A 23495-nucleotide genomic window follows, 5' to 3' on the forward strand; every position below is an offset into this window, starting at 1 on the left:
GCGCGACCGGCCAAGATCCACGACGTTCCCAGCTCAGCGCCGTCGTTGCCCTTAGTCTCGACCGGTGGAACACCGACAGCTCGGCCGCAGCGGCCTGCGCGTCTCCCGGATGGCGCTGGGCACGATGACCTGGGGCCGCGACACCGACGCCGACGAGGCCGCCACCCAGCTCATGGCCTTCACCGAGGCGGGCGGCACGCTCGTGGACACCGCGGACGTCTACGTCGAGGGCGAGAGCGAACGCATCCTCGGCGGGCTGCTCGGCGAAGTGGTCCCCCGCGACGACCTCGTCATCACCACCAAGGCCGTGGCCCGCCGCAACGACGGCCCGTTCGGCGGCGGCGCCTCCCGCGGCGCGCTCCTCGGAGCCCTCGACGGCTCCCTGCGCCGCCTCGGCGTCGACCACGTCGACCTGTGGCAGCTCCACGCGTGGGACAACTCGGTCCCCCTCGAGGAGACCCTCGGCGCGCTCGACTCGGCCGTCACCAGCGGCAAGGTCCGCTACGTCGGCGTCTCCAACTACTCCGGCTGGCAGCTCGGCACCGCCGCCGCCCTCCAGCGCGCCCTCCCCGGCCGCACCCCGCTCATCTCCACCCAGGTCGAGTACTCGCTGCTGGAACGCGGCGTCGAACGCGAGGTCGTGCCCGCGGCCGCACACCACGGCCTCGGCCTGCTCCCCTGGGCCCCGCTCGGCCGCGGCGTGCTGACCGGCAAGTACCGCAACGGCACCCCGCCGGACTCCCGCGGCGCCTCGGCCCACATGGCGGGCTACGTCGAGCAGCACCGCACCGATCGCGCCTCCCGCATCGTCCAGGCGGTCGTGACGGCGGCCGACGGCCTCGGCACCTCACCGCTGTGCGTCGCCCTCGCGTGGGTCCGCGACCGACCCGGCGTCGTGTCCCCCGTCGTCGGCGCGCGCGACACGAACCAGCTGCTGGGCGCGCTGGTGGCCGAGAGCCTCACGCTGCCGCCCGCCATCCGCTCCGCGCTGGACGACGTGAGCGCGGTCGAACTGGCCTACCCCGAGCGCCCGATGGGGTAGAGCGCGACGGGCCCGGTGGCCGAGCGCCGGGCCGTTCGCCGCCCAGCCGAGCGGGCCCCGTTCACGCTTCGACGTCGACCATGCGGAACCACTCGAGCACCCCCGGCACCCGGTCGTCCAGCCAGGTCGCGACGTCGGCGGCGACGGCGATGGACTCCGACGTCCGGAGGTGCGCGGCGAGGTGCCCCACCAGCGACTGGATGCGCAGCAGCGGCGGCGGGTGGCTGCCCGCGAACGGCAGGCTCCGGCCGGTCGCCTCGGCCAGCACCGCCACCACCTCGTGCAGGGCCAGCACCAGCAGGACCGACCCGACCAGGTAGGGCTCGATCGTGTCGCGCTCCCACGGGCTCACCTCGGCCAGGCTCGCCAGCATGATCCCCGCCGCCACCTGGTCGGCCTCGTACTCGCGCGGCCACCCGACCGCCTGCGTGTCCAGCGCGCCGACCGGGGTGTTCGGGTCGGTCTGCCGCCACGACGCGAGCAGGTGGCCCGCGTGCACGTGCGCCATCTCGTGCGCGACGACGAACTGCACCGCCCGCCTGCTCATCAGCCTCAGCAGGTCGCGCCGCTGCCCCGCCAGCTCCGGCAGCACCCGCGCGCCCGCCGCGCCGTTGCCGAACAGGTGGGCGTTGAACACCTCCGCCAGGGCGGGCGCGGCCACCGACGGCTCCAGCAGCGGCTCCTGCCCGAACGCCGACCGCGACACGATCATGATCTTCAACACGTCCGGCACCAGGTGCAGCAGCCCGGTGTCCACGAGCACCAGCACCCCCGCGCCCGGCATCGGACGGCACAGCGCGTTCATCGACCCGGTCGGGAACACCCCCGCGAAGAACGGCGTGCGCACCGCCCGCCCCGCCAACTCGGCGAAGTCCACCAGCTCGGCCGACTGCGCGTCGAGCAGCTCCTGCGACGCGCACAGCTCCGCGACCGAGTACGCGTCAGGACGCAGCCGCAGGGCGCTCAACCGGTGCAACCTCGCAGGTGAGGGCTCCGCGGCCACCTGCGACCACGTGTAGTAGCGGTCGCCGCGGTCGAGCTTGCGCCGTCCGCGCACCAACCCGTCGGCGACCCGGTGCTGCCGGAGCAACTCGACGTGCCTCTCCCGCAACGCCCCGACCGTCATAGCGCACCTCGTCTCACCCACGTCGATGGTCGCGCTCCGGCCTCCGGCGGTGCGGCGGACGGCCCGACTATCACCTTCAAGGACCAACGGGTACACCCGCCCCCCGGCGTGACCACGGCGGTTTCGTCGTGGATGCTGGAGGGGCGTTTCGCGAATGGGGTACCGGGGTCACCCGGCCGCTTGGGAGGTTCCACGTTGCGTCGACTGGCCGCTGCACTGCTCGCCGGGGCGGTGATGGTCGGTGGCTGCGCCACGAGCGAGGAGCCCAACGACCCGCTCCAGGTCGCGGCCACCCTCGTGGCGGCGACTCCCCCGCCCTCGCCGGACCAGTCGGCCACCCCCGCGGGCACCGTGCTCCCCCTGACGGGCAGGGCCACCGCCGTGGCCTTCGCGGCGGGCACGCTGGCCGTCGCCGTGCAGGACCCGCCGTCCGTGCTGCTCTACGCGCTGCCCGACCCGACACCCAAGACCGTCGCCCTCCCCGGCCCCGCCGCCCGGCTCGTCGTCGCCGGTGACCGCGTCGAGGCGCCGGTCCCGACCAGCGGCGTCATCGTCAGCATCTCCCCGGCCGACGCCACGACCACCAGCACCGCGGTCGACGGCGGCCCGGTCGACGTCGCCACCCTCGGCGACAAGACCCTCGTCGCCCGGCGCGACGCCCGCTCCGTCAGCGTCGGCGACCACCGGGTGGGCCCCATCACCAGTCCCGACCAGGTCCTCGTCACCGACGGCCACATCGTCGTCCTCGACAGGCTCCGCAGCGCCGTCTTCGACGTGGACCCGACCACCGACACCCTCGGCGCGGGCCTGCGCGCGGGCGACGGCGCCACCAGCGCCGTCACCGACCGCTTCGGCCGCGTCCTGGTGACCGACACCCGCGGCGGCGAACTCCTCGCCTTCTCCGCGGACCCGCTGATCATGCGTCAGCGCTACCCCGTGCCGGGCGGCCCCTACGGGCTCGCCTACGACCCGCGCACCGATCTGGCGTGGGTGACGCTCACCGAGAAGAACGAAGTGGTCGCCTACCACGTCGCAGGCGGCGAACCGGTCGAGAAGTTCCGGTTCCCCACCGTCCGCCAGCCCGATTCGGTGGCGGTCGATCCAGCTGGTGGTCGGGTGTTCATCGCATCCGCGAACGGCCAAGGGATACAGGTGATCTCGCCGTGAACGAAGGAGTGACCGACGGGGACTGGGAGTACAGGCCGTTGCGGCTGCCTCCCGGCGTCTCCCGTCGCACCGCAACGACCCAACTAGGCACCCTCGCCGAGTTCGCGGGCTGGGAACTCTCCCGCGTCCTCCTCTACGGCGACGGAACCCGCAAGATCTGGCTGCGCCGCCGCCGCACGGCGGCAACCGTGCCAGGTCTGAGCATCTAGCCTCCCGAGGCCACCCACGCTCAGGTAGCCCGACCTGAGCGCCCCACCCACGCGCCCACCACGACGTGCCGCCGGACCGCCATGGAGCGCGACCAGCTGAGCCTCGGCCGCGCCCGACCGGCGACCGCTCCTGCCGCAATCCCAGGACGGCGCCAAGACCGTCGACGACACGGCGGCGGCCGACATCCGGGCGCAGCGACATCGAGCAGCGACATCAGGTACCGAGAGCGGCAGCGACCGGTGGCCGCCACCGGCTACTGCAAGGTCACCGACTTCCGGCTAGACGAGTAGTTCCTAACTCGGTCAGTGGTCGTAGGCGGTCAGGGACCGGTGACGGGCCGGCCGGTGGCCCGGTTGTGCCAGATGGCCGCGGTGAGGGCCAGGAGTCGTTGGGCGATGCGGACTCCGACTCCCTCGATGGTGCGTGCAGCGTGTTGTTCGAGGTTCCACTGGCCTTCGAGGGTGTCGTTGACCGATCGATGAGCGGGCGGACCGACTTGAGCAGCGGCTCACCGGGGTGCGGGGTCCGGTTGCGGGAGGACGGTCCGATCAACCGGACGCCGCGTTGGGTGAGGTAGGGGTCCAGTTCGCGGGAGACGTATCCCCTTGTCGGCGATGATCAGCAGACCGGGGCGGTCGGCGAGCAGTCGGGATCCGTGGCCGCGCAGGGCCATGAGCACCTGCCGCTCGTCGATCTTCGGGTCCGCCAGGGCCCAGGTGACCGGCAGTCCGGCCGGGGTACGGGCGCAAGCCCCAGAACCAGCGGGAGTGCGAGCGGCAGCAACCGTATTTCGCCCAGCAGGCCAGCTCCGACCGTTTGACGGTGGACCGGGATCGGCCGCATTCCACCGGGGTGGAGTCGACGATCCAGGTGGTGTCGGTCCACAGGTCGGTGTCGGTGGCCACCAGTCTCACGACCTGTTTGACCAGGGGTCGCGCGGCGCGCGGGCGGCGGTTGTAGCCGGACCGGCCGGGCAGGTGCGGGAAGGCGCCGGGCACCCGGACGGGCAGGAATCGCAGCCAGACGGGCCTCGGAGGTGACCCCGAGCAGTGCTCGGGCCACGGCGGGGGTGGCCGGCTCCGCGTCGGTGAGTTGGGACGGTCTGCCGATGCGGCTCCTGCCCGCCAGGTGGTCGTCGATCTGACGTGGAGTGCGGTGGGAAGGGTGTTCAGGTCGGTCGTCACACACTGATCTCGGACACCCTTCGTCCGTCTCCGGCTACCGCCTCGACTTACGCATCACTCGTCCAGGGCTGACCGAACGCGGTCCGACCTCCGCGCAGGCCGTCAGCCCGACCACCCCGCCCACGCGGTGCCGACCACCACGGCCCGGACCGCGCTGTCCCGACAAGCCGACCGATCTCCAGGCACGGGCCAGCACCGCCGGACGCTCGGCTGGCCGTTCGTGCTCTGGCTGCACACGACCCGGAAGTCCCAGGCACTCCGACCACGAGCCTGCGGGAAGCTGACCGAACCCTCGTTCGGGCCGCCGACCGGAGCCTGTCCGACCGCCGGCTGCCAGTCGGATGGCCGTCCGGCACGACTGACCCCACCGCCTACCGGCTCTCGACCGGGCACGCCGGCATCCGGCTGCGGGATGCGACAGGCCAAGATCCGCCGGCGGATCAAGCAGACCAGCGAACTCGACGACGGGCCCGGTCCGAGCCACCGCGAGGGCCGTTCCCCGCTCTCCCCGCCTGGACGGGCGTCCGCCACACCTGACGACACCCCGTCCGGACCCGGCCAGGTACGTCCGGAGCTGCCCACCCCAAGCCCGACCAAGCCCACGACCGCCGGACGATCGGCCTCCGATCCACCACACGTGTGGTACCACGGGCGTGGTGGATCAGCCCATCAGCTCGGACAACGCCGCGGCCGGGTCGCGGTCCGGTGGACCTGCGGGCCACCAATCACCCCCTTCCTCGCGGTAGGGGTACCAGCGGCCGTCACGGCCGAAGCGGAGCTGCAACCCCTCGGCCTCCACGGTCCAGCGGTTCCGCCACACGGTCGCGACCGGCAGTTCCTCGCCCTCCCACGCCCGTCTGGCCCTGGCCGTCTCGGCCTTCGACGGCGACCACGGGGTGTCGAGCACGGCCAACGCAGCCGACCCGCCGTAGCTCCACGCGCACATCGCCCGCGGCAGTCCGGGACCGACGGCGGCGAGTCTGGCGGTCAGGCGGGGATCGGCGACGGTGCACGCCATCCGCACCCGGTCGTGCCACTCGTCCAACACCGGCAGCTCACCGGTCACCAGCAGCTCCCTGGCCCGCGCCGCCGCGTCGGCCACCAGCCACCGCAGCGCCTCCACGTCGACGCCCGGCACGGGGTCGAACACCGGCAGCGGCCCCAGCTCGACGAGCGGTGGAGGCTCGGGCAGCGGCACCGGGGGCGCGGCGAACACCTCCGTCGCCAGGTGCCCGACCGTCGGGCTCTCCTCGGCGTCGCTGAGCCGCAGCTCCGCCAGGACCTCGGCCTGCTCACGGCCGCGCAGGAGCAGCAGCACCCACGGGTCGGCGTCGAGCAGCCACGACGCCTGCGTGCACAGCGCCGCCGCGTGCCTGCACGGCAGCTCCCAGCCGGGGCAGGTGCACTCCGGGTCCAGGTCGCCGATGCCCGGCAGCAGCTGCACGCCCGCGTCGTCGGCGGCCGCGACCAGGTCGTGCGGCACGTCCCCGTCGATGAGCGCGGCGATGTGCCCCGCCTTGGCCGCCACCTGAGCCAGGAACCTCCCCCACTCGGCGTCCGACAGCGGTGTGAGCGACACCGACGTCTGGTAGGTGTCCTCGGCGTCGTAGACCGCCGCCGCCAGCCTTCCGGGGCTCACGGTGATGGTGCCGACGACGCCCGCGACCGAGAACTTCCGCCCCAGCCGCATCTGCCCCTGGTCGAGGGAGGTGTCCTCGACCGCCTGCAACCACGCCTTCCCCCACCACGTGCGGGCCCGCCGCGGCCCCTTCGGGAACGCCGGATAACCCCTCACCCGATCGGTCATCGCCCACTCCTCAGCTCGACCAGGTCGGCCAGTTCGGCGTCGGACAGCTCGGTCAGCGCGGCCTCGCCACCCGCGAGGACCGCGTCGGCCAGCTGCCGCTTCGCCGCCAGCATCTCCGCGATCCGGTCCTCGACGGTGCCCTCGGCGATCAGCCGGTGCACCTGCACCGGCCTCGTCTGCCCGATCCGGTAGGCGCGGTCGGTCGCCTGGTCCTCCACCGCCGGGTTCCACCAGCGGTCGTAGTGCACGACGTGGTCCGCGCGCGTCAGGTTGAGCCCCGTGCCCGCCGCCTTCAGCGACAGCAGGAACACCGGCACCTCCCCGTCCTGGAACCGCCGCACCAGGTCCTCCCGCTTCGCCACGGGCGTGCCGCCGTGCAGGAACTGCGTCGCCACGCCCCGATCGGCGAGGTGGCGTTCGATCAGCCGCGCCATCGTCACGTACTGGGTGAACACCAGCACCGCGCCGCCCTCGGCCAGGATCGTGTCCAGCAGCTCGTCGAGCAGCTCCAGCTTCCCGGACCGACCGACCAGCCGCGGACCGCTCTCCTTCAGGTACTGCGCCGGGTGGTTGCAGATCTGCTTGAGCCCGGTCAGCAGCTTCACGATCAGCCCGCGCCGGGCCATGTCGCTGCCGCTGCTGCCCGCGATCTCGGCCATCAGCTCCCGCACCGTCGCCTCGTACAACGCCGCCTGCTCACGGGTCAGCGCGACCGGCTGGTCCGTCTCCGTCTTCGGCGGCAGCTCCGGCGCGATACCGGGATCGGACTTCTTCCGGCGCAGCAGGAACGGGCGCACCAACCGGCCGAGCCGGTCGGCGGCCTCGCTGTCCGAACCACCCTCGATGGGCTTCGCCCACCGCGACCGGAACGACGCCAGCGAGCCCAGCAGCCCCGGCGTGGTCCAGTCGAGGATCGCCCACAGCTCGGACAGGTTGTTCTCCACCGGCGTGCCCGTCAACGCCACCCGCGCCCGAGCCTGGATCTTCCGCAGCGCCTTGGCCGTCCCCGACCTCGGGTTCTTCACGTGCTGCGCCTCGTCTGCGACCAGCAGCCCCCAGTCGACCTCGCCCAGCCGGGCCGCGTCCAGCCGCATCGTGCCGTAGGTCGTCAGCACGAACCCCGACTCCACGCCCTCGACGGTCCGCGCGCCTCCGTGGAACCGCCGCACCGGGACGCCGGGTGCGAACCGCGTGATCTCGCGCTCCCAGTTTCCCAGCAGCGACGCCGGGCACACCACCAGCGTCGGACCGCTCGCCCGGTGCAGGTGCAGGGCGATCAACGTGATCGTCTTGCCCAACCCCATGTCGTCGGCCAGGCAGCCGCCCAGCCCGAGCGACGTCATCCGCGCCAGCCACCGCAGCCCGCGCAGCTGGTAGTCGCGCAACACCGCCCGCAGCGCGGGCGGCTGCTCCACGGCCTCCACGCCCTCGTCCGGCGTCTCGATCCGCTCGCGCAAGGCTTCCAGCCAGCCGCTCGTCGCCACCGGCACCAGCTCGCCGTCGACCTCGGCCGTGCCCGTCAGCACCGCGCCCAGCGCGTCGATCGCCGTCAACGGCTTGATCGACCGCTCCCGAGCCCGCCGCGCCAGCTCCGGGTCGACCAGCAGCCACTGGTCGCGCAGCCGCACCACCGGCCGGTGCGCCTCCGCCAGCTGGTCCATCTCGGCCTCGCTCAGCGGGTCGCCGCCCAGCGCCAACTGCCAGTCGAAGCCCAGCAGCCGCCCACCGCCGAAGAACGACGGCACGTCCGACGGCGGGCCCTGCCCCTCCACGACCGCCCTCGACGTCAGGTCGCGCACGAGGTCCTTCGGCCAGTGCAGGTCGACACCGACGCCCGCGAGCCTGATCGCACCCCGCACCAGCAGGTCGGCCACGTCCTCGTCGCCCAGCTCGACCTCCGCGGGCACCGACGCGTCCAGCAGCTGCTCCAGCGGCGCCCACGCCCGCGCCGCCCGCCGCACCGCCACCGCGGCGTCCAACCGCGCCCGGCCAGCCGCCCGGTCGGCCCACAGCCGGTCGGCGTCCACCACCAGCGACGGGTCGGCCAGGCTGTGCACCTGCACCACCGCCCGGAACCGGCCGGTCACGAAGTCGCCCTCGATCCGCAGCGAGATCCGCACGCCCTGGTCGGCCCACGACCTCAGGTGCGGCACCCTCTGCGGCGCGGCGGCCGCGAACACCGGCGCACCCGCGGCGTGCACGGCCGCCGCGCCCCGCGGCATCCCGTCCGCCACCGCGTCGATGAACCCCCGCACCAGCGCCTCGGCGTCGGCCAGCTCGGCGGGCTCGCGCCCCGGCAGCGGCACCGCCCTGGCCTGCGGCGGCATCGCGGCGGCCAACGCGCGCACGACCTCGACGTCCATCGTCTCCAGCGGCCCGACGCGCCACGCGTCGAACTCGCCCTCCGTCACCGACGGCAGCAACCGACCCCGTGCCACCAGTTGCATCGCCACCACGACGGCCGCCCCCCAGAACGAGGCCGCCGGGTGCGCGTCGCCCGCGCGGCGCGCCCGGCTCAACACCGGCACCGCCTCGGCGACCGGTACGCGCACCGCGGGCACCGTCCGCACCCAGCCGTCCGCGTCCGCGATCGTGACCTCGCCGTACTCCCCCTCCGGCAGGTCGGCCCCGTAGAACGCCACGGTCGACGTCCTCGGCGGGTCAGCCGCCTCGAACACCGCCGCACACCGTTCCAGTCCCACGACAAGCCCCTCCCACGCGATTCGGACGGTGCCGACCATCAGCCCCACCACGGCGAGCACCATCCCGAACAGGTCCGACAGTTCTGCCCCTCGAACGGCCGGAACCGACGCCGAGCGCACCCCTGATGTCACCCGACCGGGAGACAGGTGAGTCGCACCGTCCCAGGTGGAGGCCCCGCCTCCACCTCCAACGGGTGAAACGTCCGGGCCGCTCCCCTCGCGGCCCCACGAGTGTGCCCGAAACGGCCACACTATTCAAACTTGAGTAAGGCACAGGGGGACGATCAGGTCAACGACAAGAGGACAACTACGGGTGGCGGCCCAGGGACGGGTCGTGCCAGCTCCCCGCGGGTCCGGGCGAGCCGGGCTCCCCCATCATGGGGTACTCGCCCGACTCCAGGCGTTCGACCAGCCCGCGCGTCCACGCGGCGTCACCGGCGGCGGTGTGCTCCCACAGCCCGAACAGCTCCTTCACGTGCGTCGGGCGGCCCCAGGACTCGCGCAGCCCGCGCGCCGAATCGCGCTTGCCCTCCAGCGCCTCCAGCCGCTGCCGCAGCAGCCCGATCGCCTCCGCGCGCGTCAGCGAGGGCAGCAGGGCGAGTCCGGCCCCGAGCGTGTCCGGCCGCACGTCGGGCAGCCTCAGCGCGTCCCGCAGCAGCCTCAGGTACTCGACCTCGCCCTTGTCGGTCAGCCGGTAGTCCGTCCTGGCGGGCGGCACGAGCGACTCGGACAGGCAGCCCTCCTTGGTCAACTGCTTGAGCGCGTGGTAGATCGACCCCCACTTGACGTTCGCCCACTCGTCCGCGCCCCACGACACGAGGTCGGTGCCCACCAGGTAACCGTGCGCGCTGCCGTAGCCGCGCACCACGCCGAGCACCAAGAGCCGCGTCGCCGACATCGAAGTCCCACCCGTTCGCACCGTGCCTGTCGGGCGCCAGCGTAGATCCACCCGGCGCGGTGGCCCGACGCCCACTCCGCGCGGCTGGTTGGATGACCCGGTGGCACCTCCCCGGATCGACGTGCGCCAGCGCCGGGCCCGGCTGGGCACGCGGCACCTCCTCGCACCGTCGGCGCACGTGGACCGTGTCGAGGAGGTCGCGGACGCCCTCGTCGCCGTGCACGCCACCGACCCGGCCACCGTGTTCCTGTCCATCGCGGCCAGGCTGCGGACGCCGGGTCACGAGCCCGTCGAACGCGCGCTGTACGACGACGTGACGCTGCACCGCCTGCTCGCCATGCGCCGCACCATGTTCGTCGTGCCCGCCGACCTCGCTCCCCTGGTGCACGGCTCCACCGGAGTCACGATCTCGGCGCGGGAACGCGCGAAGCTGCTCACCTACCTCAGCGAGGGCGTCGGCTGGGACGCGCGGCGGCTCGCCGAGGTCCAGCAGGCCGTCCTGGCCGCCCTGCGCGCCAGGGGCGAGGCGACCGCGGCGCAGCTCGGCCAGGACGTGCCCGCGCTGCGCGAGCAGGTCGTCGTCGCCGCGGGCAAGCCCTACGAGACCAAGCAGAACGTGTCCAGCCGGATCATCCGCACGCTCGCCTGCGACGGCCACATCCGCCGCGCCCGACCGCGCGGTTCCTGGATCAGCAGCCAGTTCCGCTGGACCACCGCGACCCCGTGGCAGGAGGTGCCCCTCGCCGACGCCCAGGCCGAGTTGGCCCGCCGGTGGCTCGCCTCCCACGGCCCGGCGACGGTGGCGGACCTGAGGTGGTGGACAGGCTGGTCGCTCACCGCGACCCGGAAAGCGCTGGCGGGCATGGAGGAGGTCGTGATCGACGAGGGCACGGGGTACGTCGTGCCCGGCGACGCGGGCCCGGTCGCCGAGCCCGAGCCCTGGGTGGCGCTGCTGCCGGGGCTGGACTCGACGACGATGGGGTGGCGCGACCGGGACTGGTACCTCTCCCCCGCGCACGTGCCGTCGTTGTTCGACACCACGGGCAACGCCGGGCCGACGGTCTGGTGCGACGGGCGGGTGGTCGGCGCGTGGGCGCAGCGGGCGGACGGCGAGATCGTCTGGAGCCTCCTGGAGGACGTGGGCACGGAGGCCGAGGCGCTGATCGCCCGCGAGGCGGCGACGGTGGCCGGGTGGCTGGGGGCGGTGCGGGTGCGGCCGCGGTTCCGCACCCCGCTGGAGCGCGAACTCTCCCGCCACCGCGGAGTCGGCCGATAACGTGCCTGCATGGCCTTCACCGATGAGGAGATCGCGTACCTGCGGGCACAGCACCTCGGTCGGCTGGCGACCCTGGGCGGCGGCGGGCAGCCCGACGTCGTCCCCGTGGCCGTCGAGTTCGACGGGACGCACCTGTGGATCGGCGGCGGTGCGACCGTGCGCGGTACCCGGAAGTTCCGCAACGTCGCGTCAGGACACCACAAGGTCGCGCTGGTGGTCGACGACCTCGTGTCGCTCGAACCGTTCGTCGCTCGGGGCATCCGCGTGTACGGCACCGCCGAGCAGCCGTTCGAACGGGTCGGTCTGGTCGGGCCGGGCACCTACCTGCGCATCACGCCCACCGTGTCCTGGAGTTGGAACCTCGCGGGTGAACCCGCCGGTGACACGTGGTACCCGTCGCACAAGACGCTCCACTAGGAGCTGTGTGGAGTTCGGATCTAGGTAGAAGCCGCTAGGGCTGGTAGAACCCGGATGTGGCGCGTTGTGATCTGACCGATGCCGAGTGGGCACTGATCGAGCCGCATGTGCCGGTGGCGGCCACGGGGCCGTTGCCGCGGCGGGTGCGGGACCAGTTCAACGGGATTTTGTGGCGGTTCCGTACCGGATCGGGTTGGCGTGATGTCCCTGAACGGTATGGGCCTTGGTCCACCGTCTGCTCCCGGTTCAACGCCTGGGTCAGGCCGGGGTGTTCCAGGTGTTGGTGGACGAGCTGATCGCCGGAGCCGCGTCTCGTGGGCAGGTCGGGTGGGAACTGGTCAGCCTGGACTCCACGATCGTGCGGGCCCACCACGGATCGGCCGGGCTCGCGGTTGCCGGTGAGACCCTCGATGCGCTGGAACAGGCGCTGGCCGAGGAAGAGAGGGCTCCGTTGCCTGCTCGGCCGGTCCCGAGGCGGGCTGAGCAGCAGGATCCACGCCGTGGTCGACGCGGGCGCAATGCCGTTGGCGTTCGCGCTCACGCCTGGTCAAGCTGGGGACTCACCGCGGTTTCAGGCCGTGCTGAACAAGATCCGGGTCCCGGGCGAGGTCGGTCGGCCCCGTACCCGTCCGGGCGCGGTGGCCGCGGACAAGGCCTACTCCTCCAAGACTAATCGGGCTTGTCTGCGTCGTCGTCGGATCACGGCGGTAATCCCGGAGAAGACCGACCAGCAGGCCAACCGGAAGAGGAGAGGTTCGGCCGGCGGACGCCCGGTCTCGTTCGATCCCGTGCGCTACAGGCAGCGCAACACCGTCGAACGCTGCTTTCAGAAGATCACGACATGGCGTGGCTTGGCCACTCGCTACGACAAGTCAGCGGAAAGCTACGAGGCCGGGTTACGTCTACGAGCTGCGGTCATGTGGTTGAAGGCCCTGACCTCGACCACATGATCTAAACCCCAAACAGCTCCTAGCTACAGCAGTGCGAGCAGGGTCGGTGCGACGTTCATCGCGCCGTGGACGGTCAGGATCGGCCACAGAGTGCGGTACCGGCTCCACAGGTAGCCGAGGAAGAGCCCCTGAACGCCCTGGTTGACCACGGCCGAGGCGAGATCGGCGGGCAGGGCGCCGCTGCCCTGGATGCCGACGTGCCACACCGCCCACAGCAGGGAGGCCACGACGATGCCCGGCCACGCTCCCAGGAGGACTTCCCAGCGGGTCTGGAGCCAGCGGCGGTAGAAGACCTCCTCCAGCAGGCTGTTGACGGCGAAGACGATGACGACGGTGAGCACCAGGGTCAGGGCGTCGTCACCGCCGACCGCACCCCTGGTGGGAACGGCGACCGGACTGGCGTGCGCCAGCACCAGCCACGCCGCCACGGGCACGGTCGGCCCCCAGCGGCGCCACGCCCCGGTGACGTCGGGGACGCCGATCGGGGCGGCTCCGCCGCGCCGCCGCGTCACGCGGAACACGACCAGCGGGACCGCGAGCAGCAGCGGCAGCTTGAGCGCCGTGTGGGCTGGTTCGCCGCCACCGGCGAGCCACAACCCCACCGCGAACAGCACGGCCGTGGCCGCGAGGACCAGCGCCTCACCGCGCACGGTGCCGGCGGGCTCGGTGACGGCCCGACGGCTGGTTCGCGGAGGCACCAGCCGGACGAGGGCGATGCCGACGAGGGCCGGGACCCACCGGTGCCAGAACGGGATGGTGTCGGTGTGGTCGGCCGAGTACCGCACCTCCCCGGTGCCGGTCAGCGTGAGCGCCAGTGCGGACACGGCGATCGTGGCCAACCCGCCGACGGTGACGAGGAACGACAGTTTATTCCGCACGCTTGTACGGTAACAGGACCGCACAAGCGTGCTATAACGGTGGTGTGCCCAAGGTGGTCGACCACGACAAGCGTCGCGCCGAGATCGTCCGCGCCGTGTGGGACGTCATCGGACGACACGGCATCGAGGGCGCCACGGTGCGGCGGGTCGCCGAGCACGCGGGCATCTCCATGGGCGGTCTCCGGCACTACTTCGAGAGCCAGCACGGCCTCCTGCACTTCGCCGCCCTCGCCATCGGCACCAACGTCAGCGCCCGCGTCGAGGCACAGCTCCACTCCACGGCCGACGCCGCGGACCGCGCTTCGCTGCTCCTGGAAGCGATGCTGCCGCTGGACGACGAACGCCGGGGCGAGGCGGACGTGTGGCTGGCCTTCCTCGTCCGGTCCCACGTCGACGACACGCTGCGAGACCTGCGGAGCCAGGCGTGGACCGGCACCCGGCACGTCTGCCGCCTCGCGGTCGGTCTGGTCCGCGACGTCGCCGCGCCGGAGACGGTCGGAGGTGAACTGCCCGACGTCCACCTCGAACAGTGGGCCGAGCACCTGCACGTGGTCATCGACGGACTGACCCTCCAGGCGACCAGCTACCCCGACCGGTTCTCGGCCGACGACCTGCGCGCGACGGTGCGCAGGCACCTGAGCCTCGTGGCAGGCGCGAACCTCGCCCCTGACCGAGGGCGCGACTCTAGGACAGCGCCGCGTCCAGCTCCGTGAAGAGTCCGACCGGGACGGGACAGCCGAGGGCGAGCCACAGCTCCCGCCCGACCCGCCAGGCCGCCGCCGGGCTCGTGACGTCCAGGCGCGCCAGCAGGTCGGGTGACAGCTCGGCCTCGGCGAGCCTGGACGGTGTGAGCCAGTGCTCGATCGACCCCTCGGCCAGCCGCCCCATCCACAGCAGGTGGCGGCGGACGTGCGCCATCGCGTCGGCCGCGCGCAGCACCTCTCCCCTGGCCTGGACGTGGTGGGCGAGCACCAGCCAGTTCACGAATCGACCGCACAGCTCACCCGCCTCGGGCAGCACGGGCCGCAGCGGCACCCGTTCCAGCGCGGCCCGCAGCGCACCGCGGCGGTCGACGACGACCATCGCGTCCACGGAGGCGCCGCGAGCGGGCCACTCCGCGACCACCGCAACGTCGTGGGCGAAGTGGAACTCGCCGCGCACCAACCCCTCGAAGAACACGACGTCGGCGCCGAACTCGTTGCGCACGTGGTGGGTGATCGGCGCGATCCGGGCGCACCACGCCTCGGCGTCGATCTCCACCTCGGAGAAGAGCCAGAACTCGACGTCGCTGTGCTCGTCGCCGCTTCCCTGGGCGAACGAGCCGTAGCGCAGCACCGCGTCGAACCGCTCGTCGGCGCGACACAGCGCGACGACCCTGGTGATGAGGCGTTCCTGGGGCAGCACCCGATCATTGTCGCCTCCGGCGCGACGACAGCGGCAGCCACAGGCTCGACGGGCTCGCCCTCGCCAGCGTCGGCGCACCCGGCTCGCCCGGTTTCGGCAGTTCGAGCAGAGCCAGGGCCGTGTCGACCGCGCTGCCCTCGTAGCTCCACACCACGTTCCCGCTGAACGGTCGGTGATCGCTCCGCTCCCGTGCGGCGACGGCCTCGTCCTCGCCCCACACGTGGATCCGGTCGAAGTACCCGTGCCAGCCGTACGAGCCGACGACGACCTCGATCTCCCCCCGTTCGTCCGACAACGCCTGGAAGAAGAAGCCGCGGTTCACCAGCGCCGCCAACGATTCCATGCTCACGTGTTCATGACATCCCAATCCCGGTGGTCACACAATTGCCATATGTCCTCCCATCGAGCGATCTAGCAGCGACAACGCCCTCGGAGCCGACGGCGTGAGAGCACGTCGGGCGTGTGGCACGATCTCGGGGTGAGCAGCAGATCGGCCGAGTCCCAGCGCCTGGGCGACCTCGCGCGGCTGCGGCGCGTCCGCGACCGGATCGACCGGGAGCACGCCCAGCCGCTGGACGTCGAGGCTCTCGCCCGCGGCGTCAACATGTCCGCCGGGCACCTCAGCCGCGAGTTCCGGCGCGCCTACGGCGAATCGCCCTACTCCTACCTGATGACCCGGCGCATCGAGCGCGCGATGGCGATGCTGCGCCGCGGCGGCACGAGCGTCACCGAGGTCTGCTTCGCGGTCGGCTGCTCGTCGCTCGGGACCTTCAGCACCCGCTTCAGCGAACTGGTCGGGGTGTCGCCCAGCGCCTACCGCGCACAGATGGCCCCGGCCGCTCCGGAGATGCCGCCGTGCGTGACGAAACAGGTGACCAGACCGGTCAGGAATCGAGAAGCGCGGTCCCCCAGCCGGACCTAGTCTCACCGGCATGGACATCGTGATTCACTCGAGCTTCCTCCCCCACGACGACCCGGACGCCGCCCTGGCCTTCTACCGCGACACCCTCGGTTTCGAGGTCCGCGGCGACGTCGGCCACAACGGGATGCGCTGGATCACGGTCGGCCCCGTCGACCAGCCCGGCACGTCCATCGTCCTGCACCCGCCCGCCGTCGACCCCGGCATCACCGAGGACGAGCGCCGCACCATCGTCGAGATGATGGCCAAGGGCACCTACGGCGGCATCAACCTGGCCACCAAGGACCTCGACGCCACGTTCGCGAAGCTCCAGGCGAGCGGCGCCGACGTGGTCCAGGAGCCGACCGACCAGCCGTACGGCGTTCGCGACTCCGCGTTCCGCGACCCCGCGGGCAACCTCATCCGCATCCAGGAACTGCGCTGACGACCGGATCCGGTCGGGCGCGCCGCGTGGCCGCGGCCCGCCCGATCGGGTAGACACCGGACCGGCGCCGACCAGCACGAGCCAGGCGACGACGGGCCGCGGGAGCGGCCCCGCCCGACAGAGGGAGAAACGATGAGCAAGAGGACGGACACGCAGTCGCCTGCGCCGCACGAAGCCGACACGCACGACCTGATCCGCGTGCACGGCGCGCGGGTGAACAACCTCAAGGACGTCAGCGTCGAGATCCCCAAGCGCAGGCTGACGGTGTTCACCGGCGTCTCCGGGTCGGGCAAGAGCTCGCTGGTGTTCGGCACGATCGCCGCGGAGTCCCAGCGGATGATCAACGAGACGTACAGCGCCTTCGTGCAGGGCTTCATGCCGACGCTGGCGCGGCCCGAGGTCGACGTGCTCGAGGGGCTGACGACGGCGATCATCGTCGACCAGCAGCGGATGGGCGCCGACCCGCGCTCCACGGTCGGCACCGCGACCGACGCCAACGCGATGCTGCGCATCCTCTTCAGCAGGCTCGGCGAGCCGCACATCGGGTCGCCCCAGGCGTTCTCGTTCAACGTCGCGTCGATCAGCGGGGCGGGCGCCGTCGTCGTGGAACGCGCGGGCCGGACCGTGAAGGAGCGGCGCGAGTTCAGCATCACCGGCGGCATGTGCCCTCGCTGCGAGGGCAGGGGCGCGGTGTCCGACATCGACCTCACGCAGCTCTACGACGACTCCAGGTCGATCGCCGAGGGCGCGTTCACCATCCCCGGCTGGAAGTCCGACAGCTTCTGGACGGTGCGGACCTACGCCGAGTCCGGCTTCCTCGACCCGCACAAGCCGATCCGGAAGTTCACCAAGAAGGAGATGAACGACTTCCTCTACCGCGAGCCGGTCAAGGTGAAGGTCGAGGGGGTGAACCTCACCTACGAGGGGCTGATCCCGAAGATCCAGAAGTCGTTCCTGTCCAAGGACAAGGAGGCGCTCCAGCCGCACATCCGGGCGTTCGTGGACCGGGCGGTCACCTTCACCACCTGCCCCGAGTGCGACGGCACCCGGCTCAGCGAGGCGGCGCGGTCGTCCAGGATCGAGAAGCTCAACATCGCCGACGCGTGCTCGATGCAGATCAGCGACCTGGCCGAGTGGGTGCGGGGGCTCAGCGAGCCGTCCGTCGCGCCGCTGCTGGAGAAGCTGGCGCACACCCTCGACTCGTTCGTGGAGATCGGCTTGGGCTACCTCTCGCTCGACCGGCCCGCGGGCACGCTGTCTGGTGGCGAGTCGCAGCGCGTCAAGATGATCCGCCACCTCGGTTCCTCGCTCACCGACACCACCTACGTGTTCGACGAGCCCACGATCGGTCTGCACCCCCACGACATCCAGCGGATGAACACCCTGCTGCTGCGATTGCGGAACAAGGGCAACACCGTGCTGGTGGTGGAGCACAAGCCGGAGACGATCGTGATCGCCGACCACGTGGTCGACCTCGGTCCCGGCGCGGGCACCGCGGGCGGCACCGTCTGCTTCGAGGGCACCGTCGAGGGGCTCCGGTCCAGCGGCACGATCACCGGGCGCCACTTCGACGACCGGGCGGCGCTGAAGAAGTCCGTGCGGACGCCCACGGGCGCGCTGGAGATCCGCGGCGCGTCGACGCACAACCTGCGGAACGTCGACGTGGACGTCCCGCTCGGCGTGCTCGTCGTCGTCACGGGTGTCGCGGGGTCCGGCAAGAGTTCGCTCGTGCACGGGTCGATCCCCGCCGGGCAGGACGTGGTGTCGATCGACCAGGGCGCGATCCGCGGCTCGCGGCGGAGCAACCCGGCGACCTACACGGGCCTGCTCGAACCGATCCGCAAGGCCTTCGCCAAGGCCAACGGGGTGAAGCCCGCCCTGTTCAGCGCCAACTCCGAGGGGGCGTGCCCGGCGTGCAACGGCGCGGGCGTGATCTTCACCGACCTGGCCATGATGGCGGGCGTCGCCACGACGTGCGAGGAGTGCGAGGGGAAGCGGTTCGACTCGTCCGTCCTGGAGTACCGCTTCGGCGGCCGTGACATCAGCGAGGTGCTCGCGATGTCGGTGACCGAGGCCGAGGCGTTCTTCGGCGACGGCGAGGCCCGCACCCCCGCCGCGCACGCCGTGCTCACCCGGCTCGCCGACGTCGGGCTGGGCTACCTGAGCCTGGGGCAGCCGCTCACGACGCTGTCCGGCGGTGAGCGGCAGCGGCTGAAGCTGGCGACCCACATGGCCGAGAAGGGCGGCGTCTACGTCCTCGACGAGCCGACCGCGGGTCTGCACCTCGCCGACGTCGAACACCTGCTCGGTCTGCTCGACCGGCTCGTCGACTCCGGCAAGTCGGTCATCGTCGTCGAGCACCACCAGGCGGTCATGGCGCACGCCGACTGGATCATCGACCTCGGTCCCGGCGCGGGCAACGACGGCGGCCGGATCGTCTTCGAGGGCACCCCCGCCGACCTCGTCGCCACCCACTCCACCCTCACGGGCAAGCACCTGTCGGCCTACGTCGGCGGCTGACCCCGGTTCTTGTCGGTGGTCGCCGATACAGTCCTCCCGAGCGGCACGAGAAGGGGGGCGGTATGTCCGAACAGGATCCGAGGCGGGAGTCGACGACGCGCAGTCGCGGGCTCGGCGGCGAGTTGCGGCAGAAGCGGCTCGCGGCCGGGTGGAGCAGCGGTGTGCTCGCCGCCGCGCTCGGCTGGAGCCTCGGCAAGGTGTCGAAGCTGGAGGCGGGTGTGCGCGGCGCGTCGGCGACCGACGTGGCGGCGTACTTGGCGCTGTGCAAGGTGAAGGGCGCCGAGTTCGCGCGGCTGGTGGAGCTGTGCCGTGAGTCCGGGAAGGACACGTGGGTCCGCCCGTTCGGGGGCGACGGGCGGACCGCGGTGGCCGAGCACGAGCGGGCGACGGCGATCACGTGCTACGCGTGCACGGTGATCCCCGGTCCACTTCGGACACCGGACTACGCGCGGGCGCTCCGGTGCGGCGAGGTGCCTGGTCGGGCGGGAGCCGTGTTCTACCTGGAGGAGCAGGCTCTGCGCAGACCTGTCGGCGGGCCCGCGGTGATGCACGACCAGCTGATGCACCTGCTGCTGGTGCCCGCCGTGGTGCGGGTCGTGCCGACCGGCGCGGGTGGGCACGCGGGGGTGCCGGGGCCGTTCGCGCTGCTCGACGCGGCTGGCGGGCGATCGGTGGTGCACCTGGAGAGCATGGTGGCCGACGTGTTCCTGGAGAACCCCGAACACGTCGCCGGGTACCGGGCGGCGCTGGAGGGGATCTCGGCCGTGGCGCTCGACGTGGCGGGGTCGCGGGAGGTGATCAGCGGGTTGGCGGGGTGCGGGTGAGGTGCGGTCGCCGGCGGCCGGGCGAGTGGAGGGGTAGGTCTCGTGGGGAAGCAGCGGGGGTGGCCGGGTAGTGCCGGTAGGGTCGCTCACCCAACCGCCGCTTCACCGTGACCGGAGCGGTCGTGGATGCGAGGAGGTCGTGGATGCGCCTGCATCCGGGTGAGGTTCTCGGCACGGGGTGGCGGGTTGAGGCGTTGGTCGACGTTGTGCGGCGGCTGCGTGAGGCGGCGCCTGACGTGACCGGACGTCCGCTGGTCATCGCGGTCGACGGGCGTGGTGGTGCTGGGAAGTCGACGCTCGTCGAGCGGCTGCGGCGCGTCGTGCCCGCGTCCGGCATCGTGCACACCGACGACGTCGCCTGGAACCACGCGTGCTTCGACTGGGCGGCGCTGATCATCGAGCACGTCCTGCGGCCCCTGCACCGGGGTGAGGCCGTGGCGTTCCGGCCGTCGGCCTGGGTGGAGCACCAGCGGCCCGGTGTGATCGAGGTGCCCGCCGGGGCGGAGGTCGTGTGGGTCGAGGGCACCGGGAGCATTCGCGAGGAACTCGCTCCGTGGACCGACGCGTCGATCTGGGTCCAGGGCGACCTCGACGAGCAGGGGCGCCGCCTGGTGGCGCGCGACGGTGATTCCGCCGCCCAACGGCGGCACGTCACGGCCTGGCTGGCCGAGGAACTACCGTTCATGCTCCGCGAACAGCCCTGGAGGAACGCGACGATCGTCGTGGCGGGCACGACCGGACTGGCCCACGACCCCGTCACCGAGCTCGTCACCGCCGATCCGGTGAGTTCCTGAACGCCATCCGTGATCGCACCACGAACAACCTCCAACTCGGCCTGGGTTTTCCCACTACGCCCAAGCACTTGACCAGCGGAAATCGTCTCAGATCACCGACTGCTGAGCACTACCGTGTCAACGTGTGCAAGGAAGAGCCGGTCGCCATCCGCGATCAGCGCGAGCATCTCGACACGCCAAGCCCAGGCGGACTGCTCTACCGGAATTGGTGGACGGCTCTCACCTGGCTCGCACCTTCGCCGCCGGCTACGACCGGCCGTTCGACGGCGTGCCGTGGCACCCGAGCCATGGTCACCACCTGCCAATGCCCCGCTGACCACGTGCGCGGTACTGCGGAATGCGTGCTGCACAGCTCAATGACGGTGCGCGACCCCACGGTCCTCATCGGCGAGGTGGTGTGGATCGCGGAACAGGAACGGCAGGCCGAGGCTCCACTTCTGCACGGCTTCTCCGAGTTCGCCGTATGGCGGTCAGGGCTGGCGACGCGGGACGAAATGTAGTGTACCGAGCCATGGTCAGCCGTACGAAGCCTCAGCTCGGCCGGGTGGTGGTGGCCTTACTGCTGGTCTACCTGCTCTGGGGCTCCACCTACGCCGCGAACGAGATCATGCTCGAAACCATCCCACCGCTGCTGGGTACCTCTTCGCGGTTCTTGGTCGCCGGAGTCGTCCTGTGCGCATTCCTGCTACCCGGTCATGGGTGGAAACGATTCCGCATGCCGTCGACGTGGCTGGGAAGTGCCGCGGTCGCCGGACTGTTCACGTTGGCCGCCGCGCGCGGGTTGGTGACCTACGGACAGCAGTTCACCAGTTCCGGCCTGGCCGCACTGATCGTAGCGACTGTTCCACTGTGGATAGTCCTGTACCGGGCGCTCAGCGGTGACCGGGCTCGCCCAGTGGTGCTGCTCGGCGTCGCGGTCGGTTTCGTCGGCATCGCGCTCCTGTGCCTGTCCTCCGGCCTGGACACCGCTGGGGTGTCCGCGGTCGGCATCGCCGCGCTGTTGACGGCTGCGCTCTGCGAGGCCGGAGGCACGTTCGGAACCGCGCGACTGGCAATGCCCAGCGACCCGCTCGTCACGGTGACCATTCAGATGTCCACCGCCGGAACGGCCCTGCTCGTCCTGTCCTTCGTGACCGGCGAGGTTCACACCGGTGTCATCAGCGACGCCTCCTCCGCCTCCTCGCTCGCGGTGCTGTACCTCGCCATCCCGGGCGGGGTGGTGCCGTTCGCGTGTCTGGTCTGGCTGCTCAGGAACGCCCCGATGTCCATCGCCTCCACCTACGCCTACGTCAACCCGGTGATCGCCCTGCTCCTGGGCTGGCTGCTGCTCGGCGAGCGCCTACCACCGGTCGCTCTCGCCGGCAGTGTGCTGGTGCTTGTCGCCGTCATCACGGTCATTCGCTACGACAGCCGGAAAATGGGGAACCCGGACGACCAGGAACACCGCACTGGTCGGACAACACCATGATCGGCGCTGTTTGGAGCTGACTGATCCCCACCCCGTTCGACGGCACCGCCTGTACGTGTTCACGGTCGTCGAACGCACCAGCCGCCGGATCAGGATCCTGGGCGCCGCGGCACACCCGACCGCAGCCCGGGTCACCCAAGCCGCGAAGAACCTCGTCGTGGACCTCGAACTCCTCAACCGCACCCTGCTCCGGAACCAGCGGCACCTGCCGCCCGCCCTGCGGGAGCACGGGCAGTTCTACCACTCGCATCGCCCCCGCCAAGGCATCGCCAACGCACGACCGTCGCAGGCGCTGCCACCACCGATCACCGGCCGAGTCCGGATCATCGACTTGGTCATCCGCCGACGACAACGGTTGGGCGGTATCCCCAACGAGTACCACCAACCCCCTGGTCCGCTCGTTCGTCCAGACCGCCGCGGCCGTCCACCGCGCCTCCCCGCCGCTGGTCTGGAACTCAGCCCAGGCTGACGAGTTCTCCCGACACGGGTACCAGCAGGTCGCCGTTCGCGGCGACGGCGAGCGGGCCGGTGATGGGCGTGTTCGCCAGCCACTCGCCACGCGCGCCGTGCGCGTCGAGGAACAGCACGTAGCAGTCGTCCTCCAGGTCGTAGCCGGGCCACCCGTGGTACTTCGCCCAGTAGTCCCAGGCCGGACTGCCGGCCACGGCGACCAGTCCGTTGGCGCCCGCCACCGCGCCGTGGGCCTCGGCGGGCACGCGGTGTCGCCGCACGACGACTCCCGTGCCGCTGTCGACGACGGTCACCACCGCATGCGGCTCGCCGAGGTCGTCCGGCTCCGGCCAGCCGGGCAGCACGAGCAGGCCGGTCCCGGGAACCGGCACCACCAGGTCACCGGGCGGCAGGTGTGCGGGCACCGGGCGGACCCCGCCGTGCGGATCGACCACGACGAACCCGATGTGGTCGTCGCCCCGGACCGGCACCAGCACGTGACCGCCGGGCAGGCCGACGAGCGATCCGTCCACCTCCCCCGACAGCTCGACCCTCCACAGCGGACCGCCGTCCGCGCGGAGGGCGCGCACCGCCGTGTCCTCGGCGACGACCACGGTGTCGCGCCGCACGAGCGGCGGGTACAGCGCGGGAACGTCGACCTCCCACCGCACCTCCCCGGTCACCGTGGTCGCGCGGAGCGCCTGCCCCGCCAGGAACACCAGGAGCTCGCCCAGCGACACCGGCCCGGACGTGGGCGTCGCCTCGACCGCGCCGACGACCGCCCCCGTCCGCTGCTCGCGCACCACGAACCCGTCGGCCCCGCCCGTGACCAGCAGGCCGTCGCCGAACAGCAGGCAGCCCCAGTGCGCGGCGGTGTCGGCGGACCACCGCGGCTCGGGTCCGTCCAGCGCGAGCACGCCGCTACCCGTCGCCACGAAGCACATCCCGTCCGCGGCGACCGACACCCCGATGACGTGGCGGTCGGGCAGAGCGGTCCGCCACCGCACGCGTCCCCCGGCCGACAAGGGGAATGGT

22 protein-coding genes and 2 pseudogenes are annotated in these 23495 nt (G+C 72.0%); 15 read left to right on the plus strand and 9 right to left on the minus strand.

The window, feature by feature from the left end:
* Window positions 1-64 precede the first annotated feature (64 nt).
* Window positions 65-1042, plus strand: a complete 978-nt coding sequence (locus VFZ92_RS31190; RefSeq protein ID WP_330879656.1) for an aldo/keto reductase — start codon at window positions 65-67, stop codon at window positions 1040-1042.
* Between the two features lie 61 nt (window positions 1043-1103).
* On the opposite strand, the gene VFZ92_RS31195 is transcribed toward VFZ92_RS31190, so the two are convergent.
* Window positions 1104-2168, minus strand: coding sequence for a M48 family metalloprotease (locus tag VFZ92_RS31195; RefSeq protein ID WP_330879657.1), 1065 nt, complete (start codon window positions 2166-2168; stop codon window positions 1104-1106).
* Between the two features lie 195 nt (window positions 2169-2363).
* Between VFZ92_RS31195 and VFZ92_RS31200 the strand changes: the two genes are divergently transcribed.
* The gene (locus VFZ92_RS31200; RefSeq protein ID WP_330879658.1) at window positions 2364-3335 is read left to right on the plus strand and encodes a hypothetical protein; all 972 of its coding nucleotides are present in this window, start codon (window positions 2364-2366) and stop codon (window positions 3333-3335) included.
* Window positions 3332-3544: a DUF5703 family protein gene (locus tag VFZ92_RS31205; RefSeq protein WP_330879659.1), complete on the plus strand. Its 213-nt coding sequence runs from the start codon at window positions 3332-3334 to the stop codon at window positions 3542-3544. The genes VFZ92_RS31200 and VFZ92_RS31205 overlap by 4 nt, the downstream gene beginning before the upstream one ends.
* A 303-nt stretch (window positions 3545-3847) precedes the next feature.
* Here VFZ92_RS31205 and VFZ92_RS42590 read toward each other — a convergent pair.
* The 4 genes and pseudogenes from VFZ92_RS42590 to VFZ92_RS31220 form a co-directional block, all read right to left on the minus strand.
* Window positions 3848-4729: pseudogene (locus tag VFZ92_RS42590) on the minus strand (IS982 family transposase).
* A 661-nt stretch (window positions 4730-5390) separates the two neighbouring features.
* Window positions 5391-6536 carry an SWIM zinc finger family protein gene (locus VFZ92_RS31210; RefSeq protein WP_330879660.1) on the minus strand — a complete coding sequence of 382 codons (1146 nt, stop codon included), beginning with the start codon at window positions 6534-6536 and terminating at the stop codon, window positions 5391-5393.
* Entirely contained in the window at window positions 6533-9277 is a 2745-nt protein-coding gene (locus VFZ92_RS31215; RefSeq protein WP_330879755.1) for a DEAD/DEAH box helicase, read from the minus strand. Before VFZ92_RS31215 ends, VFZ92_RS31210 begins: the two co-directional genes overlap by 4 nt.
* Before the next feature lie 268 nt (window positions 9278-9545).
* On the minus strand, window positions 9546-10136 hold the full coding sequence (locus tag VFZ92_RS31220; RefSeq protein WP_330879661.1) for a PadR family transcriptional regulator: 591 nt from the start codon (window positions 10134-10136) through the stop codon (window positions 9546-9548).
* Between the two features lie 100 nt (window positions 10137-10236).
* Here VFZ92_RS31220 and VFZ92_RS31225 point away from each other — a divergent pair, with 100 nt between their 5' ends.
* The 3 genes and pseudogenes from VFZ92_RS31225 (at window position 10237) to VFZ92_RS31235 (ending at window position 12779) form a co-directional block, all read left to right on the plus strand.
* Window positions 10237-11412 (plus strand): winged helix DNA-binding domain-containing protein, encoded by a 1176-nt coding sequence (locus VFZ92_RS31225; protein ID WP_330879662.1) that lies wholly within the window; start codon window positions 10237-10239, stop codon window positions 11410-11412.
* Window positions 11413-11421: 9 nt separating this feature from the next.
* Window positions 11422-11829 (plus strand): PPOX class F420-dependent oxidoreductase, encoded by a 408-nt coding sequence (locus VFZ92_RS31230; RefSeq protein WP_330879663.1) that lies wholly within the window; start codon window positions 11422-11424, stop codon window positions 11827-11829.
* Between the two features lie 56 nt (window positions 11830-11885).
* Window positions 11886-12779 (plus strand): annotated as a pseudogene (locus VFZ92_RS31235) (IS5 family transposase).
* Window positions 12780-12802: 23 nt separating this feature from the next.
* On the opposite strand, the gene VFZ92_RS31240 reads toward VFZ92_RS31235, so the two are convergent.
* The gene (locus VFZ92_RS31240) at window positions 12803-13657 is read right to left on the minus strand and encodes a CPBP family intramembrane glutamic endopeptidase (protein WP_330879664.1); all 855 of its coding nucleotides are present in this window, start codon (window positions 13655-13657) and stop codon (window positions 12803-12805) included.
* A gap of 44 nt (window positions 13658-13701) precedes the next feature.
* Between VFZ92_RS31240 and VFZ92_RS31245 the strand changes: the two genes are divergently transcribed.
* Window positions 13702-14370 (plus strand): TetR/AcrR family transcriptional regulator, encoded by a 669-nt coding sequence (locus tag VFZ92_RS31245; RefSeq protein WP_330879665.1) that lies wholly within the window; start codon window positions 13702-13704, stop codon window positions 14368-14370.
* Here VFZ92_RS31245 and VFZ92_RS31250 read toward each other — a convergent pair.
* A complete protein-coding gene (locus tag VFZ92_RS31250; protein WP_330879666.1) occupies window positions 14342-15061 on the minus strand; it encodes a hypothetical protein in 720 nt (239 codons plus the stop codon). The genes VFZ92_RS31245 and VFZ92_RS31250 overlap by 29 nt on opposite strands.
* Window positions 15062-15065: 4 nt before the next feature.
* Window positions 15066-15410 carry a hypothetical protein gene (locus VFZ92_RS31255; protein ID WP_330879667.1) on the minus strand — a complete coding sequence of 115 codons (345 nt, stop codon included), beginning with the start codon at window positions 15408-15410 and terminating at the stop codon, window positions 15066-15068.
* Window positions 15411-15539: 129 nt separating this feature from the next.
* Between VFZ92_RS31255 and VFZ92_RS31260 the strand changes: the two genes are divergently transcribed.
* The 8 genes from VFZ92_RS31260 (at window position 15540) to VFZ92_RS31295 (ending at window position 22479) form a co-directional block, all read left to right on the plus strand.
* The gene (locus VFZ92_RS31260) at window positions 15540-15983 is read left to right on the plus strand and encodes a helix-turn-helix transcriptional regulator (protein ID WP_330879668.1); all 444 of its coding nucleotides are present in this window, start codon (window positions 15540-15542) and stop codon (window positions 15981-15983) included.
* Window positions 15984-15993: 10 nt separating this feature from the next.
* Complete coding sequence (locus tag VFZ92_RS31265; protein ID WP_330879669.1) at window positions 15994-16404, plus strand: VOC family protein; 411 nt, start codon at window positions 15994-15996, stop codon at window positions 16402-16404.
* Window positions 16405-16536: 132 nt separating this feature from the next.
* Window positions 16537-18924 (plus strand): excinuclease ABC subunit UvrA, encoded by a 2388-nt coding sequence (locus VFZ92_RS31270; protein WP_330879670.1) that lies wholly within the window; start codon window positions 16537-16539, stop codon window positions 18922-18924.
* A 62-nt stretch (window positions 18925-18986) separates the two neighbouring features.
* On the plus strand, window positions 18987-19748 hold the full coding sequence (locus tag VFZ92_RS31275) for a helix-turn-helix transcriptional regulator (RefSeq protein ID WP_330879671.1): 762 nt from the start codon (window positions 18987-18989) through the stop codon (window positions 19746-19748).
* A 236-nt stretch (window positions 19749-19984) separates the two neighbouring features.
* Entirely contained in the window at window positions 19985-20542 is a 558-nt protein-coding gene (locus VFZ92_RS31280) for a hypothetical protein (RefSeq protein ID WP_330879672.1), read from the plus strand.
* A gap of 122 nt (window positions 20543-20664) precedes the next feature.
* Entirely contained in the window at window positions 20665-21042 is a 378-nt protein-coding gene (locus VFZ92_RS31285) for a hypothetical protein (protein ID WP_330879673.1), read from the plus strand.
* Window positions 21043-21053: 11 nt separating this feature from the next.
* The gene (locus VFZ92_RS31290) at window positions 21054-22010 is read left to right on the plus strand and encodes an EamA family transporter (RefSeq protein WP_330879674.1); all 957 of its coding nucleotides are present in this window, start codon (window positions 21054-21056) and stop codon (window positions 22008-22010) included.
* 55 nt (window positions 22011-22065) lie between these two features.
* Window positions 22066-22479, plus strand: coding sequence for a hypothetical protein (locus VFZ92_RS31295; RefSeq protein ID WP_330879675.1), 414 nt, complete (start codon window positions 22066-22068; stop codon window positions 22477-22479).
* On the opposite strand, the gene VFZ92_RS31300 is transcribed toward VFZ92_RS31295, so the two are convergent.
* Window positions 22466-23467, minus strand: a complete 1002-nt coding sequence (locus VFZ92_RS31300; protein ID WP_330879676.1) for a PQQ-binding-like beta-propeller repeat protein — start codon at window positions 23465-23467, stop codon at window positions 22466-22468. The two genes, VFZ92_RS31295 and VFZ92_RS31300, sit on opposite strands and share 14 nt — an antisense overlap.
* Between the last annotated feature and the right edge of the window lie 28 nt (window positions 23468-23495).

It is taken from the genome of Umezawaea sp., from assembly GCF_036375055.1.
Lineage (GTDB): Bacteria > Actinomycetota > Actinomycetes > Mycobacteriales > Pseudonocardiaceae > Umezawaea.

Coding starts and splice junctions, on each gene's coding strand:
- VFZ92_RS31265 (WP_330879669.1), top strand. CDS start 15,994: ATGGACATCGTGATTCACTCGAGCTTCCTCCCCCACGACGACCCGGAC.
- VFZ92_RS31195 (WP_330879657.1), bottom strand. CDS start 2,168: ATGACGGTCGGGGCGTTGCGGGAGAGGCACGTCGAGTTGCTCCGGCAG.
- VFZ92_RS31275 (WP_330879671.1), top strand. CDS start 18,987: ATGTCCGAACAGGATCCGAGGCGGGAGTCGACGACGCGCAGTCGCGGG.
- VFZ92_RS31270 (WP_330879670.1), top strand. CDS start 16,537: ATGAGCAAGAGGACGGACACGCAGTCGCCTGCGCCGCACGAAGCCGAC.
- VFZ92_RS31290 (WP_330879674.1), top strand. CDS start 21,054: ATGGTCAGCCGTACGAAGCCTCAGCTCGGCCGGGTGGTGGTGGCCTTA.
- VFZ92_RS31210 (WP_330879660.1), bottom strand. CDS start 6,536: ATGACCGATCGGGTGAGGGGTTATCCGGCGTTCCCGAAGGGGCCGCGG.
- VFZ92_RS31230 (WP_330879663.1), top strand. CDS start 11,422: ATGGCCTTCACCGATGAGGAGATCGCGTACCTGCGGGCACAGCACCTC.
- VFZ92_RS31220 (WP_330879661.1), bottom strand. CDS start 10,136: ATGTCGGCGACGCGGCTCTTGGTGCTCGGCGTGGTGCGCGGCTACGGC.
- VFZ92_RS31215 (WP_330879755.1), bottom strand. CDS start 9,277: ATGGTCGGCACCGTCCGAATCGCGTGGGAGGGGCTTGTCGTGGGACTG.